This window comes from Vibrio qingdaonensis (assembly GCF_026191675.1).
Taxonomy (GTDB): Bacteria; Pseudomonadota; Gammaproteobacteria; order Enterobacterales; family Vibrionaceae; genus Vibrio; species Vibrio qingdaonensis.
On the sequence record NZ_JAKRRY010000033.1, the window covers coordinates 13,060 to 29,843 of the forward strand.

The window sequence follows — 16,784 nt, forward strand, 5'->3', positions numbered from 1 at the left end:
TTTATTTAATCTCCTTTTCAGAAAAATTACGCTCACTTCTTTCGAATATTAATTTATAAATTTATGCTCGTTTGTTATTTCACTACCCAATCCTTCAATCTAGTACCTTAATAAAAAGTTGTGCGACTGCACCCTAACTCTTTACTGAGCGTATGCTTATTCATCCCTTGCTCTGCAAGCTCTTGAATGCGTTGTTGAAACTGCTTATTAGGAAATCGTCCGAGGTGTGCGAGCTCGCTCCCTACCCTCGTTACAGCGCTGTAAGATGCGTTTTCTTTCCATCTCTGCGAACACCGAAATGGTGGTATAGATAACCTGGCCCACATCACTGTTGATGTCCAAGTCTCCTAGATCAATGAAAAACCAAACCTGCGTTCTTTTGCGCTAGCTGATGCAATTTGCAATGCATCGATAGTATTACGAGCAATACGGTCGACTTTAGTAACGTGAATGACGTCCCTTCCCTCATAAAGTCCAACAACAGACTAAGCTGTTCTCTATAGGAGGATTTACCACTCGCCTGTTCTTGGTAAATTTTTTCACAGCCTATGGCTTTAAGCTGTTCAAGTTGAACGTTTGGTCTTGAGTACTAACACAGGCATAACTGATTTTCATAAAACGAACCTTAAAGTGAACATTAAGATACCTTTATGTACATTGTTTCATATTGCCTCCAATCACAGAATCATACAAATTGGTTAAATCGTTCGATTCGTTTATAATGAACGAAAAGGAGAATATTATGCAATCACTTACAGCTAATACAGCTAAAACCAAATTTGGCGATTTGTTGATGAAAGTTCAACGTGAACCCATACAAATCAATAAGAACGGCTCACCAGTTGCGGTGATGATGTCTTGTGAAGAATATGAGCAACTTGAAGCTCTGAAATTGATGGTTGTTAAATCACGCTTCGAACAAGCAGAAGCCGACGCTCTATCAGATAACCTAGTTGACGGTAACGACTTCATGAATGCATTTGACCAAGGTAAATTTGATTAATGATGCACTATAAGCTTTCTTCTGCAGCGCAATCTGATCTCATTGAGATTCGTCGCTATACATTAGAGCGAAGGGGGCAAATACAATGGACTACTTACTTTTCAGAACTAAAGCAATCTATGGAATTACTGGCGAACAACAAGTTGCTCAGCATAGAAGTTTTTGAACTGGGCCAAAACTACTTCCGGTTTCCTTTAAAGCACCATGTAATTTATTACATCCAGAAACAAGAGCACATAGTTATTGCAGCCGTTCTGAGTAAACACATATCTCCAGCTAAGCACTTTTCACAAATCTCTTAACCCTCAAGCTAATTTAAGGGTTAACTTGCGTTGCTTAATATAGTCACGCAGCGTACTCGGCGCTTCATCGAACAATTTTTCTGTGGGACTAATCCCCAAGCCCATCTTTAAGTACTTCCTTCGCTCTCATCGAGATAAACTCACGCTCTATTTCTGCCGTAAGTCCTAGCACCGTAGCGGTTATGCAAGATTGCATTAAACCATCCAGTGGTAAGTTATGTTTAGCTATATAAACATTGATCTTCTTTTCCATACGCACTTCAAGTACCTCAAGCACTTGTAACATCGAACGAGCAATTCGAATGACTTCAATAAACACGATGTAATCTCCGTTCGTCATACCCTCGACTAACTTACGTTACCGCCATTTTTTCTTTCCTGTTGCCACATCTAGGCTGTCTGAGGAGACTCTTAAATACGCGTAGTTCGCCATGCTTTCTACTTAAGTAAAAGCGATCCAAACTGAACAAGCTGAGCGAAAAAGTTGAACGAGTAACAGAAAGTGCGAACAGTGTCAGATAAGAAAACAGCACCGGATGTCGGTGCTGTTCAAAGTGTGATAGGTTACTTACAAGACGTCTCTAAGGTTTTTTCGCTCTTCAATTTCTTTTTGCTCTGGAATAGTTCCGGGCAGTGTGATTTTTTTTGGGTTTTGCTTAATGCTTTGCGCTGAGCGAGCAGGCTTAGACGCCTTAGATTTTAAACTGAATACCTGTGGATTAATAGTGAGGCTTTGTCTCACTTCAACCGCAAACTCTTGATTTTCATTTTCAGGTAAATAATTGCTCTTAAGATATTTAATCGACAAAGATTCTTTGTTTCTCTTTAACGTAAACAAGCACTTTGTTAGTCGCATTACCGATGTTAAACCTGCGCCTGATGCCATGGTAATTTCTTGGTTACCGCGGATCTCATCTTTATTTACATGATGGACAAGCAACAAACTGGCACCTGATTCACTGGCAAGGCTCTGAAAAACATTTTTGATTAAGCGATCGTGTTTTACCTCTTCACAACGGCCTATTGATTCCGTCACCGTATCCACTATCACTAAGTCGAATTCCGAGAAGGTTTGCTTGAGTTGTGCTAAATACTGCTTATGTTCTGCCTGTTCTTGTGCAGAGCTATCTGGCGGGATCACTATCGGTTCAATATCGGTTAGAAAGTGGAGATTATTTTTTAGCTCTGACTTAATAGTGGCAGTGCAATTAGTCAGCTTTTCTTTCATGCGAGATTGAATCACGCCAACTCCGTCTTCTGAACTCAATACCAAAGTTTTTGCGGGTTTTCCGGCCGCGCTCATCCCGAGTAAAGACATTGAAGAAGCGTGTTCCATTGCAATACACAATGCTAGATGAGACTTACCGACATTAGGCGCAGCAATCAACATGCCTACATGTCCTTTAAGTAAACCTTTCAGGCTGAAGCTTAGGTTTTGACTTGCAGATGAAGACATCAAGCTATCAAGAGATTGAGTGTTCATGATCCACCCTCCCCTATATAAAATATCTGTATACCATTACCTACATCGCGAAATTGAAGGCTAAAGTCTTTTTCGATTTGTACGGCATTAGCCAACAAATCTTTTCTGAGATCACTACGGAAGCTATGGCTGACTTTTGAAGCAATAGATTGAATGTAGCTATCGAGTGCCCACTCAAACTTCTTGTTGTGTAAGAATTCAGCTTTATGCGTAGTAATGTATTTTAAGAATGAACGAACCGACGGTTTACTGTAGTTGGTCATTTTGTGTTGTTCTAATCGATAGTAGTAACCATGGTCGCGTATTGCTTGCAGTAAACGCATATCTGGCACTAAGAACACGTGGTTAGTGAGGTTCTTACTGTTCTTACGACCTGTTTTGAATTTACTTCGATCACAATAAAATCGGTAATCTTGAACAAACTCTAACGGCTTTTTGCTGACTACATTCTGCTCTTCATCAAGTTCATTTATCACCAAGTGAGCCGTTGCTAACTGAGTAATACGACGCTCTATTTGATCATAGTTCGCGCGAGTGGTCGCCATACCCATTCGGGTTGCTAACTCATACATACCCATTGACAGAACAGTCGCATCTCGATCAATAAATGAATCGAAACCATCTTGTTGAGTATCAGAGATATCACCGTCCGTTATGGTTTGGTATACCTGAGACCAAGTTAAACGTGAGCCAGCATCATAAGAATTGTCGTCCAATTGAATAGTTTGGGCATAGGCCAGCATGGTTTCTAAGATATCTCGATGTGGTTGAAGTAGGTAATCAACATGCAGATCAACTCTGAAGTTTTTTCCATAACTGTTAATATTCACGCTTTCTAATGGATAGTTAGGATCAGTCCCCCCGCTTTGTGCAATCTCAATGAGTTTGGATTGCATTGTGGATGTTAAGCGTGAAGCTGGATGAAAGATGGTAGCTCTCGAAAATAAAATGGATGAGATAAACCGATTTTTACGGTCTTCTTCATTAATAACCGTCAAACTAGAGCTAGATGTTGAAGTCATGATCATTACCTAATAACGCGATAGTATTATTCTAACAGATAACCTTACTTACCTCACTAACTTCGGTAGATGTCTATATGATTTCGGTAAATATCTATAGTACATCACATAAATTATGTATAAATATCGGTAAATAACCACTTACTTCGGTAAATGTTTACTTGAGTGTTAAGGATCAAACTAACTATTGGATTAATAATCAAGCCTATGTTTTGATCGTTTTTTAGACAACTTTGCCTAATAACCATAAATTAAATTTAAATCATGATCTTCCCTATCTTCTAGATCGGTTAATGTTAACAGTGAAATTCTTTAATTCGGTAAATGTTTATATGTTTGATCGTTTAATATCAATATTTCTTCGGTAAATATTGATATACCTTCGGTGAATATCTATATGATTTCGGCAAATGTTCATATTTTTAGGCGGGTACTAAGAAACTAGAACCTTTAGGATCTAGTTTTATAACAATACCAACTTCACTTAGGTTCAGCCGGTGACTTAACGAGCAACGTCAAATCTCTAGGGAGCTTTGACGTTGCTCATTAAGTAAGTGTTAACACTCTAACAATCTTATTTGATCCATTAACTTTTTGTTATGTACTTGCATCTTAGGGGATTACTACTCTGATCGTTGTAGGTATTCACCAGTGATATAAAATAAATGGGGGGAACTAAGTTTTTAGCTTGGTAAAAATAGTAAGTAACAGTGTCACATTGTCTAGATGGAAACACGTTATGTGGATCATTGATTGTTAATGATCCAAGATGCTTTCCGTCAAATTGTGATCGTAAAGAAACCAGTTTGCTGTCAGACAATTACTGGAGTGTACAATTTAGGTAGGGAGATGAAATACATTGCAAAATGGTCCCAAGACAACAAAGTACATTCAGAACATTATAAGCCTTGGAGGAGGCTCAATTTGATAAAAGTGGATTTCTTGGCTGATTATCTTCTTGATACTCAAGCTTTACTTCGATGATACGCATAAACTGACTAGAAAGCACAGATAGTACGTAAATGTTTACTATCTTCCAAAGTGTGGTTAATGGCGTCAAGCAAGGACTACTTCTTCTATCTTTTTGGCCTATTGTCACGTCTTTTTCACAGTTAATTAACTTAGTAAGCGATGTAAGTTAGACACAGCAAAACCTTGATTTGGTTTATGGTTGTGGGTGCTTGGTGATTTACAGATGTTAGGAATGGGAAGAAGGTCAACGCGTGTTGATTAATGTTTTCCTTATATGGATTAGTTTATTTGGGTTCAGTGCTGCTTACGCCAATGATTGGGGGATGAGTATCCCTTGAGAAGAAGCTGAGTTGCTTCCGTCAGAAATCAAGTCTTACGACCCCCCCCTACTTTAAAAGTTAAAAGGTTAAGATCCCCACTATAATGTCTCAACCCATACCCTCCCGCCGGCACCAAAAGTGGATCCGGATTTAATTTTTAATACTGTACTTAAGTGCTACCCAGAGAAGAGTAAGCTTGGTGCTGGCATGAAATTCAATATCGATGAATATGACCCAGAAGGATGGCTTGAAGCCACAAAGCATTACATTGGGGTTATTGGCAAGATGCCGTTTTACTCGACAACTGAACAATCTCGCGAGCTGAATGGGAGTATCAACGTCGTATCGCCACAGTTACCTCAGTAGCAAGCAAGCTATCGATCGATAGAAACTAATGGGGCTTTATCTCTTTTTGGTGGTGATGTGTGAAGCTACATATACCGATTGGATTGTGTATATCGGAGCATTCTGATAATCCATTTAGGTTTAAACCGATCACTGATTCCCGCTGTTTTTCAAGCAAGTTGTCGTTTTTTTACAATTCAGTAACACTAATGGTTACGCTGCACTTTTTAGGGTCAAGTACACCTCATAGATATAACTCCAGTCTCTTGTTTGCCGATTCTGCCTGGATGAGCCAATTGAGTCTGGCCGTAGATTTATATACGCTGACGGAGAGTCTCGTTATCCTCGCTGCATTGTCTCTGTTGAGGTGTTATATACTTTATGCTCATTATTTACCAATCTACAAAGTTATCCATCCAACATTGAGCTTCTTCAATGGAAGATAACCCATCAAGTGGCCAAGAAGGGCAATACTTTATTGGTTTAAACAACGACTCTAAGTATGGGTTGTCATTGCTTACTCAAGGCCTAGAGTAAGGTAAGATCTACTACTCCAAGGGCATACATCTTTGCAAGTATAGTGTAGCTTCTCATAGGAGCACCGTTGTCAGAGTGCAGTGCTCCTATGAACGCACCTTTCTCGCCATATTGTCCTTTGGAGTAACTCTGCTTCCTATTCCCCCAATTCCAGACCTGATTTGGTTTGCATACTTTGGAGCATTGCAGGTATCTAAGATCTGCTGTCTTTCTGTTTCTGATTGCTTGTTGTGAGGCTCATTTTTATGAAGGTGTTGTCGCTTGTCGTCTGAGATTTCTCCTGTATTCTGTGTCCAGCGCTGAAACGTTCGTATGGACAATCCAATGGGTAGTGCAAGCTGTTGTCTTTGTTGTCCCCTTACGTACAGCTTCGTCAACAATAGTGACAATTTTAAGCCGCTCTGGAATAGGAATCAGTCTTCCTCGCTGGTTTCCCTGAGGGCATTGAACTTTTCCCGCAGAATCAGGTAATAAAGCCGTTTCAGTGCGTGATTTCTCTTTACGTGCTAATTCTTTTGTCTAGAGTTTTTATTTTTCGGCGATATTCACGTAGTTGCTTATTTTCATTGTGTGATAATGAGGAGGCCGATGTTGTACTCTGTGCCTTGATTGATAGTGTTCGCCTGGCTTTAACGTCATCGACAAATAACCCTTTAGCTTACAGTATTCAGCCAACTCTCGTTCAGACATTGTTGCAGTATCAATTACGATGAAAAATAGCTGCTCTGTTGAATAATCAGTTGTGTTATTTTCTAATGACGATTCTGTTGATAATAGACCGCTTTCAACAAGTTCATTTATCCACTTAGATACCATGGAAGGACTCACTTCTAATTCTTTAGTAATTAGGAATGAGTCCAATTATACGGTGGTAACAACCAAGTTTGACCTTTACCTTCAAAAACTCGCTTTCCTCTCCGCTCTACTTCCGATACTTATTCACAATTAAATGGCTCAATCACACATTAATTGTTGGCGCTATTTGCGCTGTAATTTCATCGCCTCATTGTGTTGAAGGTGTAACTGCCCCCAATTGGTTTGAATACGTGCTTAAGCTTGGTAATAGACACATCAAGCATCGAGGCTCTACGCATGTATTTACTCATGGTTACTCGCTGCCCTCGCCTTTATTTCGGTTTAGGATTCCTACGGGATCGGGATGGCATTTGCTTGGGGCGGCGCTAGCCATATCTTGATTGATGTGATGACAGTGTCTGGGGTCCCTTTCTAGCCTTACAGCGACAGAAGTTTTTATTTGTTTGGAGGAATATTTCGGACAGGCTACCCAATTGAATATGCTATTTCGGCCGGAGGGGTGATGGTGTGTACTACCCTCTCCCACCTTACTTGTGGGACTGGTTTTCACCTTTTCTTTTTTGATTGGGGATGCATGTATCAATAAGGTGTGATTGAGGCGCTTGAATGGAAAGCTAATCGTTTTAGACTAATTTAAATACGGGGAAAAGTTGTCAATGCTCAGCCTGAGCATTGACAACTTTTCCCCGTATTTTGAAAGATAATATTAGTGGGTTGATTTGTGTTTTTTCCAATAATCAAAACTATTGAGTAGTGCTAGTTCAATACCTTGTCCGTGATATTGACACGATACATAGAACCGTTCGATATAAGCATAGAAAGATGGAGCTCGTTGTTGGATTACTGGCTTTTTTTTAGGATAATGAACACTGATTATTAGGTAGCCTACTATTTGTTTCTTTTTTGTTTCAGCGACAAAAAAATAAATGTTTTTATTCTCGATCTTTTCTTTCATCAAGGATTCGGTGAAAAGTAAGTCAATAATTCTTAGATTACTTAAGTTGTAATCATTCAAGCTGTATTCGTTTTGCTCTCTGTTGTAATGCCTAATTTTACTGTGGCTGCCTGCCAGCTGTTCATGACATAGAGCATTGATAGAGGATATGTCGTTGATAGTTGCTTTTCTTATTCGCACCTTAATCTCCTTTTCCTTCGTTACTTCTTGTGAAGCAAAACAGTAAAATGCTAAGCAAACACCTTCTATGCTTATAGTAATTAAGGATAATTTATTGGCTGAGAGAAGGTGTCGCATAAACGTAGTATTCATAAGCGCGTTGTTTTAAGGCTTGGATTAATGTACTGGGTAGGTTTCTTTCTTTTACCCAAGATTCAAATACTTCTATTGATTGAAAGGTGATAGAAGAAACAAGGCTAGATTGTTGAACTAAGTGATTAAGCCAGTAAAGTGTCTGCAAATCTTCTAATGGTGCTCTAGGTAGTTGTAGTCGTCCTTGCCTAACCTTTCCCTTGAGATAAGGTTTAGCTGAAACCTCAAAAGTGTTTTTTTTTGTGTTGGATTCTGAAAAAGGGTCTGGGTCTATCAGTATTGTGCTATATCGGACATAGAGTAGGTACTCTTGCTCCATCTCACTAAGTTCATTGAAAGAATCTATTTTATTCCTTGGAATTGTAACCTCATGTATAGGGAAGTTTTCATCATTGAGCAACTGAAGCAAGTTGATTGGTTCCGCTGAGTAATGCTCTAGTAGTCGAGAAATTGATTTCCAATGATGTAGTAATTCTTTGATCAACCCCATGGTGATAGGGCCTTCGGGATAGAGCTTGTACATATATTTAATGTCTTCTTCGTTTGAAATAATATGATCTAAAGAAAACGTATTGATTAAAAAAGCAGGATGTACATAAGTTGCGATGTTTCTGCCTTCTACACTAAATGGGTTATCAAATAGGATGACTTGAACTTCAACTTTTTCTAAGGCGTTTCTTAAAGCATTAAACAATACCTCATTGGGTTCGGAGAGATAAATATACACCCTTTTTTTCACAGTTTTAGTCGTGACAGTAAGGGGGTGCTGTGTTGTTGGATTATATGAAAAATGAGACGTTGCAAAGTAGCTAGAAAAAAGAATGATATTTGGAGATGCCCCTTTCTTTTTTAACATCCCTTTTAGAATAAGACACCCACCGATCATGGATGACATAAGGATGATTTGCTTTAGATTTTTTAAGCAGAGTTTAGAAAAAGAAGCCAGCACATCACAATAAGCGTGAGCGGGAGTCGCTAGGACTAACGTATCCCAGGAAGAGGGAAGGGGAGATAAGTCTGTATAAAGCTCATCAAATTTAATAAGACCAACTAGTGGTGCTAATTGTGGATTACTTACTTCACAGTTAGCAACGTTTTCGTGCTGTCGCATTAGTCTTTTTCTATTCTCCCATTGATGAGAACTTTTGCTTATGAGAGCTATTTTTTTGCTAAAAGGAGAAAGAATCTGACTGGTTTGAATGCCGGCGGGTCCTGCGCCTACAACTAATGTATTGCCTAGAATCATAATAAAATCGCTATCTCTATTTTACCAGAAAGGTATCTTTATTTTCTTTATCAATACCATGATTTTCTATAGTAAAACTATAGAGAATATATCTTTTATTTAATTATTATTAATAATAAAAATTAATGACTTAGCTTTACTCTCCTTCTTGCCAATTGCGCGTGAATTTGAATATTTTCTTTCTTGGGAAAGCGCAATTATTTGGCCTCTCCAGTTCCATTTTTTACTTAATATACCTTGTTTATTAATAGTTAATTTACGCTGAAATTAATATCCAAACCCATTTTTTGGGTTAATTTTAATGAGGTTGGATTGAGAAAAGCTAGAAGCGCCTTAATCCGTAATTAACCAGGATGGAATGTACTGACTACAGAGTTTTAGTTATGCCTTCCCCAAGCACTCATTTAATAATAAAAATGTCTGGAGAAATACCTATGTCAGTAAGTAGCAATAATCAAGAACATCCGATGGATTCACACTATTTGCCGGAGCCTTATCGAATCAGGGTTATTGAACCAGTTCAAAGAACAACGGAGCGAGAACGAGAGCAGGCGCTGATGAAAGCAGGGTACAACCCTTTTTTATTAGAGAGTGACGATGTGTTTATCGATTTGCTGACTGATAGTGGTACAGGTGCAGTGACGCAAGCCATGCAGTCTGCAATGTTGAGAGGTGATGAGTCGTACAGTGGCAGTCGAAGCTACAGGACACTTAGTCAAGCGGTAAAAAATATTTTTGGTTATAATTTTACCATCCCCACACACCAAGGGCGGGGAGCTGAACAGCTATATGTCCCCGCTTTGATCAATAAATGTGAGCGAGATAAGGGGCTAGAACGAAACAAAATGGCTGCATTTTCAAATTACTTTTTTGATACCACACAAGGGCACACCCAACACAATAACTGTCGAGTGATCAATGTGCCTTTACCTGAAGCTTTTAATACTAAAATTAAAGCAGACTTTAAAGGTAACTTTGATTTGAAAGCGCTCGCAGCTGGAATCGAAGAGGTTGGAGCTAAAAACGTGCCTTATATTGTGAGCACGATTACTTGCAATTCTGCAGGTGGCCAGCCAGTCTCTATTGGAAATCTTAAGGCTGTTTATGAATTAGCGAAATCTTATGATATCCCTGTTGTTATGGATTGCGCCCGCTTTGCTGAGAATGCTTATTTTATTAAGCAGCGTGAAGTAGGCTATTCAGAGTGGAGTATTCAAGAGATCACTAGAGAAGTGTTTAAATATGCCGATATTTTTGCTATGTCAGCAAAAAAAGATGCAATGGTTCCTATTGGGGGGCTACTCGCTTTCAAAGACGATAGCTTCTTAGATGTGCAGTTGGAATGCAAAACGTTATGTGTGTTATTGGAGGGCTTTCCAACATATGGAGGCCTCGAAGGTGGGGCGATGGAACGTTTGGCTGTTGGGCTTTATGATGGAATGGAAGAAGACTGGTTAGCGTCACGCTTGCAGCAAGTCGAATATTTAGTTAATGGCTTAGAAGCGTTAGGGGTTCGTTGCCAGCAAGCGGGTGGGCATGCTGCCTTTGTTGATGCTGGTGCATTATTACCTAATATTTTACCAGAACAGTTTCCGGGACATGCTTTGTCTTGTGAGCTTTATAAGGTGGCAGGAATTCGAGGTGCAGAAATCGGTTCTTTATTACTAGGGTGTGATCCTGAAACAGGAAAGCAGCTTCCTTGCCCAGCTGAATTGTTTCGTTTAGCTATTCCCAGAGCAACCTATACACAGGCCCACCTTGATTACATTATTGCCGCTTTTAAAGAAGTAAAGAAACGTGCTTCATCGATTGCAGGTTTAAAGTTTACTTATGAGCCTAAGGTATTGAGACACTTTAACGCTACATTTGAACCTGCACTTTAAGTCGTGCCCCTTTGCATACAGCAAAGGGGCTGTTTCTCTTTTTCTGAAAAATTAAAGAGTAATGAGGGTTATGGGTTAGTGTGATAGCTTTCTAGGGGCTGATAAACTAAGTTGTTTTGAGAGGCTAAGATGATGAATTTAAGTTCATCTTTTTTAGCTAGGCAGATTTGGCTCGATTGCTTATTGACGTTGACGTTGACGATGTCAAATGTGTGCCAAAAGTAGAAATAGCTGATTATTAGTACAGAGAGGGTAGTAGAAGATAAGACCACAAGAGCCCATTGATAGAGTCTTAGGTAGTTATTGGATGTTCTTTTGAAATGGTTAGAATGAAGTGATTTTATCGGTTTGGGTGGGTCTAGAGAAGTTTCAAACTCAGGGATATGGAGCTTGTAACCTTTTCTTGGAACATTAACGATCTTTATACTATCAAGTTCTAATACTTTTCTGAGGTTGGTAATAGCGACTGGCAAAGAGTTAGGGCCGATGATATCCGGGTTACCCCATGCAGCAATGACTAACTCTTCTTTAGTCGAGATAGATTCTTCTTTTTGGATCAGAGTTTCTAATATGCAGCTTTCAGGCAGGGTGATTGAAAATGATTTTTGATTACTGAGAATGAGTTGAGCCCCCGATTCGTCTCTTTGCAATACGCAATTACCTATAGGTAGTTTTACGTTGTCCAATTGTGCTCTTAACATAGCATTTCTCCATATTCTTAGGGGGGGTATTAGGTTATATCTAGACTTAATATAATGTTTCATATTTTGAATTGAAGTGTGAGTTTTTTAAAAAATGAAATTGTGCCACCAATTTCATATTAAGCTAAAGGTGAGATCTTTACCTCTTTTTTCTTCTAAGTAGATTTGCATCCAACGCCAGTCTTTATCCTTACAGGCTTTAAAGGTGCAATGAACATTTTTGCCCTCAACGATATCATTGTCGCAGAAGTCGATAAATGATTGGAAAGAACGGCATATAAGTGTCTCCATACCCCAAAACTCCTTTTGAGAATGTATTCATATCGTACCCTTTCAATTTATAGTTATACATTCTGAATTTTTAATAAAAAATGATTATTAATAAACGTGTTTAACCATTAGTTTGTACTGATTTATATTATTTATAGATAAACCAGTATAATAACATTAACTTATACGTTATTAGCTGGGTGAGTATATGAAATTATAAATTCTTTATTTGTATAGGATAGAATCCTTCAAAAGAGCAGTCCTTATGAGGTCATGGTTTTTTTTAGTGTAGTAGGAAATAAAAGGAGGGTGAGAATACTAGAAAATAATCAGTTGTTGATGTTTGTTACGGTGGTTCTTCTTTACGCCTTCCAGCTATGCTTTATAGTGTCGCTCAGACGGTTTTGCTACGGTTTTTAGTCACTTCCCTCGTAAAATCTTTTGGGATAGCGTGTTTGTCGATGTTCTCAACCCGAAAGTAGCATTATTTTGCTTTTCTTCCCCAGTTTGTAGCGCAAGAATCGGAAATATAGATTGTTTTAGGGTGGGATTAACTCAAGGTCTTTGAGTTCATTTATTAGCCATAAATTAATGGTTTTTTTGTCAGGTTTTAACCACCATTTAAACGTTGGCTCACCTCGAGTCAAGCACTCTGCACTTAGCCAATTTTTTTGGATATAGAGGATGAAGTCATGCTAAGTCTAATAATGAAGTTCCCCAAACCTATTTTGTTATTAATGGCTTAGTCGTGTTACTTGTAGTCATCCTATTTTTTGTAGGATTCTAGTGATTATAGAGAAGGAGAAAGGCTCCGAGGAAATAGAGCCTTTTTTGAGAGGGTTACTGATGTTTACCTAGTATTGATTGGATAGCTTCATCAAGTTCAGCTTGAACATCCTTGGATAATCGCCCAAATTCATACGAGAAGTTACGGCCTTTCACTCTTTTACGTGCGAACATACCTTTGCTGTCGAATTCAGCTAACAAAGTCACGGTAGCTTTGTCTGATTGTTGTTTGGTTTCAACAATCTTTAACTCAGTTTTAATGCAAGTAATCAGCTCGTCTTTGGCGTCTTCTTGGCTCTGCTCAGGCTGAGCATTGACAGCTTTACTGGTTATTTTTTTTATGAAATTACTCAAAGCTTTATTATCATTGGTAAAGGCTTTCATCACTTTAGCTAGCAGTGAATAATCAGTATGAGACAAGTCGTTAACGACAGGGAATAGTGCAATCAATTTACTGTCAATACTGGCTGCTTTTAGCGCTCGACCTACTGCTTGGCGGCTTATATTTAAGATTTTTGCCGTATCCTCTTGAGTGAGTTCGCCGTTCTTCATGAGAGTTTGACACTGTAATCCAATTTCGCGCTGGTTGTGCTCTTTTGCGGTTTGCAACTGTTTTGCTAGTGCTTTGGCATCGGCAGTAGACAGTTCGTCTTGGGTGACGAGAATTCGAAATGTTTTTACGCGGCCTTCTTGAAATAAGAACCAAGCACGGCGGCGAGAGCCATCAAGCACATCGATACGACCATCTATTTCGCGACCAACAGCAGGGTAAAACTGTTGAAACTCTAACGAGTTTAAATCTTCCAATGACTCTTTGGTTAGCAAAGATTGGTCACGGCCATTAACATCAAAAGTCACAAAAGAGTTCTGCTTAACCTGATCGTGTGACAATGTCACTTCGTTAAAGGTCGCTGTTGAACCAGAAGCTAGTTGCCAAACCATTTTTTGGCCAACGGACTCTAATCCGAATGTCGCTCTAAGGTAATCTTCAGCGTTTTGTCCACTTTTTTCTAGCTCAGTGCTGAGTTGATTTGTGAGTGTGTCTAAATTAGCTTTGGCCGCGGACTGTTGTGCTTGCGCTGAACCAGGAGCATTGCCTAGAGGGCTACCGCCACGTTTTTTCGCCATTATTTGTTCTCCTGTTCACGCCAAACGTTGAGAAGATCGCGCAAGATCTGGCTTGTCACTTCATAGCTGTTTTGTTGCGCGCTTTGGAAGGTTGCTTTGCTTTTCGGGTATTCACTTTTGGACAGGTCAAACACGGTCGAGAGTAGGGAAGATGACTGGCGGACAGCTTCGCTGTGCTTAAACTCTTTAGAGTACAAGTAAGGAGAGAACTGATCGTACAGGTTATTCATTAATTCGGTCGTGGTTGAGCTATCACGATGGTTAGTAAGTAGTATTTTCATGAAGTCGTAGCCTTCATGGTTTGCGTTCTCTAACAGCGCCCACACTTGTGGAATGTAACTGAAGTAAGAGCAGGTAGCATCAATGTCATTCTCTGTAATCGACAAAGGGAACACTACATTCGTTGCGGCAAAATACGCGTTAAAGGTCGCATAGCCGAGCGAAGGTGGGGTATCGATAATGATGATATCGAACTCGTCTTTAACGTTATCTATGATGTCTTTTAGTAGTGAATAAGGTGAAGCTAAGGTTTGGCCGAACACTTGCTCATGAAACCAACCTTCCATCGCCCGATCACTTTGTGCTGCAGGTAAAATGCGTAAGTTTGGGATAGTCGTTTCAAGAAAGGCTTCAGAGATAACTTGTTCAACGGTTTCACCTTCATCAAGATCGAAGGTTTTCATCATCAGATCACCAACAGACAAGTTACCTTCTTGCTCGGCTTCGGGGGCGTAATACATTGAAAGTGTGGCTTGGCCATCCATATCTATTAAACCAATACGGTACTCTTGGTGAAACTCGGTCGCTAAACCTGATGCGATAGTTGCGGCAGAAACGGTTTTGCCAACCCCGCCTTTTTGGTTCTGGATAACCATCACTTGCGTTTTTTGCTGCTCACTGCGTATAAACTTATCGTCTTTACGTAGATTATTTGGCAGTAGGTTACGTACCTTGTACATTTCCGCGATATCGATCGACCATTGGGAGTCTTCATGACGACGAGGATCTATCTCAGCGGCAGTAACGTACCGATCAAGCGTTTTTGCATCAATGCCAAGGTAGGTTGATGCCTCTGCTCGGGTGAAGTTACGCAACTCTTTGCGGTGATTAGCCAGTAAACGTTGATTGCGACGTTGAATATAAGCGTCTGCACCGGTTTTAAGCGCTTGAAACGTGGTTGTAGTGTGTTGGTTTTCCATTTCTGCCTCCATATAGGAATGAGAAATAGTATATACCTCATTTTTTGATGTTGGTATCTAAAATTGAGGGATTTTTTATTTTAACAAATGATTATGACAAATCAATAAAGCAGAACACTTAAATTATTTATTAATTACAAGTATTCATTTTCCAAATCCGTATTAATAATCGACTGAATAAAAATAAAGTTGAGCTGAGTCGTACAACCCCATGACAACAACAGGAAGTTATTGATATGAGAGAAAAAGTCCCATTTACGGAGAAAGCCAAGCGTTTTTGGTTAACGCTTGTCGGTGCTGGCGTTTTTATCACACCAACGTGGACGAGTGCTGCTGAAGAGAAGGCTCTAAAGGGTGCGGTGGATTACTATGTGTTTGGTTTAACGTCGAGTGAAAACTTGTCGGATCAGGAGAGCAGCGCAGCGGCTGGCATAGCACGCATTACATTAAATTGGCTTGCATATCAAAAAGAGAGTGATACTGGAGCTTTGCAGCTGAGGGTCGATCATAAGCACGGTTATACAGATAGTACGCCCTATGAGTTTGTCATGGCTAATGTCGGAGGGTTTGGTTTAATCCAACCCGCTTTTAGTGATATAGGTTTAAGGTTAACGAATCTTTATTGGACACAAACCTTTAATAAACAATCTACCGATATGATGGTTGGTTTTTTAGATGCGACTGATTATGTTGATACTTATCAGTTGGGTAACCCTTACTATGGTTTTTCTAACTTACAGTTTAGTACCGGTTCCGGTTCCATCCCAATCCCAGATGAATCAACATTCGGCGGCGTTCTACGCCATATGATGTCGGAAAATTATTATTTTTATGCAAGTTTCTCTGATGCAAAAGCTGATTCGACTAAGCCTTTCGATGGTGTTGAACAGTTCATTAATGATAATCAATACTTTAAGTCCCTAGAAATAGGTTGGGTGGAGTCGAAAGACGATTTTTATTTGAAGAATTCACACCTAACCGTTTGGCACAGTGATGGGCGAAAAGAGCAAGCTAGCGAAAACTATGGCGCAAATTGGTCGTCCATATATAAAACGGGCTCATGGATACCATTTTTCAGAGCCGGTGTCGCGCAAGGACCTGAGGCTCTATACAAATCTTCTGTCGTGTTGGGCACCGGATATAGTGGGGTAGGGCCTGGTCTGCTTGGTGTTGCTGTTGGTTGGGCTAAACCTAATAGCCCTAGGGTAGTGGACGAATCTTATAACTCAGAAATTTATTACCGAATGAATTGGGGGCCGATTTCCCTAACCCCTAACGTGCAATATCTTTATTCTTTACCGAATAACTCAAAAGCTGATGACAGCTGGGTTGTTGGTTTAAGAGGTAATATTCACTTCAGTTTTTAATGTAAGCCAAGCCGCTCTTCCCTACACCACAAACGGAAGAGAGGCCCTTTACTGTGAAGCTTTAAATCGGTGCTTAGAAATTAAATTAATTACCAATAATTAATTTATAAAAGGCACGGGATTTATATATTTTTATT

At 39.5% G+C, this 16,784-nt stretch carries 13 protein-coding genes and 4 pseudogenes; 6 read left to right on the forward strand and 11 right to left on the reverse strand.

The window, feature by feature from the left end; genetic code table 11:
- Positions 1–107: 107 nt before the first annotated feature.
- Positions 108–615, reverse strand: a pseudogene (locus MD535_RS19590) (recombinase family protein).
- A gap of 127 nt (positions 616–742) precedes the next feature.
- Here MD535_RS19590 and MD535_RS19595 point away from each other — a divergent pair.
- A complete protein-coding gene (locus tag MD535_RS19595) occupies positions 743–1,003 on the forward strand; it encodes a type II toxin-antitoxin system Phd/YefM family antitoxin (protein ID WP_171388186.1) in 261 nt (86 codons plus the stop codon).
- Complete coding sequence (locus MD535_RS19600) at positions 1,003–1,305, forward strand: type II toxin-antitoxin system RelE/ParE family toxin (RefSeq protein WP_171388187.1); 303 nt, start codon at positions 1,003–1,005, stop codon at positions 1,303–1,305. Before MD535_RS19595 ends, MD535_RS19600 begins: the two co-directional genes overlap by 1 nt.
- 3 nt (positions 1,306–1,308) lie before the next feature.
- Here the strand turns inward: MD535_RS19600 and MD535_RS19605 are convergent.
- The 3 genes and pseudogenes from MD535_RS19605 to MD535_RS19615 form a co-directional block, all read right to left on the reverse strand.
- Positions 1,309–1,738, reverse strand: a pseudogene (locus MD535_RS19605) (recombinase family protein).
- A 135-nt stretch (positions 1,739–1,873) separates the two neighbouring features.
- Entirely contained in the window at positions 1,874–2,788 is a 915-nt protein-coding gene (locus tag MD535_RS19610; RefSeq protein ID WP_171388188.1) for an AAA family ATPase, read from the reverse strand.
- On the reverse strand, positions 2,785–3,810 hold the full coding sequence (locus MD535_RS19615; RefSeq protein ID WP_105058895.1) for a DNA mismatch repair protein: 1,026 nt from the start codon (positions 3,808–3,810) through the stop codon (positions 2,785–2,787). Before MD535_RS19615 ends, MD535_RS19610 begins: the two co-directional genes overlap by 4 nt.
- A 1,322-nt stretch (positions 3,811–5,132) precedes the next feature.
- On the opposite strand from MD535_RS19615, the pseudogene MD535_RS19620 reads away from it, so the two are divergent.
- A pseudogene (locus MD535_RS19620) lies at positions 5,133–5,473 on the forward strand (hypothetical protein); the annotation flags it as partial.
- 1,039 nt (positions 5,474–6,512) lie between these two features.
- Here the strand turns inward: MD535_RS19620 and MD535_RS19625 are convergent.
- A complete protein-coding gene (locus MD535_RS19625; RefSeq protein ID WP_265676750.1) occupies positions 6,513–6,812 on the reverse strand; it encodes a hypothetical protein in 300 nt (99 codons plus the stop codon).
- A gap of 116 nt (positions 6,813–6,928) precedes the next feature.
- Between MD535_RS19625 and MD535_RS26210 the strand changes: the two are divergent.
- A pseudogene (locus MD535_RS26210) lies at positions 6,929–7,386 on the forward strand (metal-dependent hydrolase).
- A gap of 120 nt (positions 7,387–7,506) precedes the next feature.
- On the opposite strand, the gene MD535_RS19630 reads toward MD535_RS26210, so the two are convergent.
- Together MD535_RS19630 and MD535_RS19635 are read right to left on the reverse strand one after the other, a co-directional pair.
- The gene (locus MD535_RS19630) at positions 7,507–7,935 is read right to left on the reverse strand and encodes a GNAT family N-acetyltransferase (protein WP_171388189.1); all 429 of its coding nucleotides are present in this window, start codon (positions 7,933–7,935) and stop codon (positions 7,507–7,509) included.
- A gap of 91 nt (positions 7,936–8,026) precedes the next feature.
- A complete protein-coding gene (locus tag MD535_RS19635; protein ID WP_265676751.1) occupies positions 8,027–9,313 on the reverse strand; it encodes an opine metallophore biosynthesis dehydrogenase in 1,287 nt (428 codons plus the stop codon).
- Between the two features lie 467 nt (positions 9,314–9,780).
- On the opposite strand from MD535_RS19635, the gene tnaA reads away from it, so the two are divergent.
- Positions 9,781–11,196 carry a tryptophanase gene (gene tnaA / locus MD535_RS19640; RefSeq protein WP_237300775.1) on the forward strand — a complete coding sequence of 472 codons (1,416 nt, stop codon included), beginning with the start codon at positions 9,781–9,783 and terminating at the stop codon, positions 11,194–11,196.
- A 68-nt stretch (positions 11,197–11,264) separates the two neighbouring features.
- Here the strand turns inward: tnaA and MD535_RS19645 are convergent, their stop codons facing one another.
- The 4 genes from MD535_RS19645 to MD535_RS19660 all read right to left on the reverse strand — a co-directional run bounded on the left by MD535_RS19645 (position 11,265) and on the right by MD535_RS19660 (position 15,280).
- Complete coding sequence (locus MD535_RS19645) at positions 11,265–11,897, reverse strand: winged helix-turn-helix domain-containing protein (RefSeq protein WP_171388191.1); 633 nt, start codon at positions 11,895–11,897, stop codon at positions 11,265–11,267.
- Positions 11,898–12,011: 114 nt separating this feature from the next.
- Entirely contained in the window at positions 12,012–12,188 is a 177-nt protein-coding gene (locus MD535_RS19650; RefSeq protein WP_171750932.1) for a hypothetical protein, read from the reverse strand.
- Between the two features lie 819 nt (positions 12,189–13,007).
- Positions 13,008–14,081, reverse strand: a complete 1,074-nt coding sequence (locus tag MD535_RS19655) for a ParB family protein (RefSeq protein ID WP_105058899.1) — start codon at positions 14,079–14,081, stop codon at positions 13,008–13,010.
- Positions 14,081–15,280, reverse strand: a complete 1,200-nt coding sequence (locus tag MD535_RS19660) for a ParA family protein (RefSeq protein WP_108167740.1) — start codon at positions 15,278–15,280, stop codon at positions 14,081–14,083. The genes MD535_RS19655 and MD535_RS19660 overlap by 1 nt, the downstream gene beginning before the upstream one ends.
- A 236-nt stretch (positions 15,281–15,516) precedes the next feature.
- Between MD535_RS19660 and MD535_RS19665 the strand changes: the two genes are divergently transcribed.
- On the forward strand, positions 15,517–16,647 hold the full coding sequence (locus tag MD535_RS19665; protein ID WP_265676752.1) for a carbohydrate porin: 1,131 nt from the start codon (positions 15,517–15,519) through the stop codon (positions 16,645–16,647).
- The last annotated feature ends 137 nt before the right edge of the window (positions 16,648–16,784 follow it).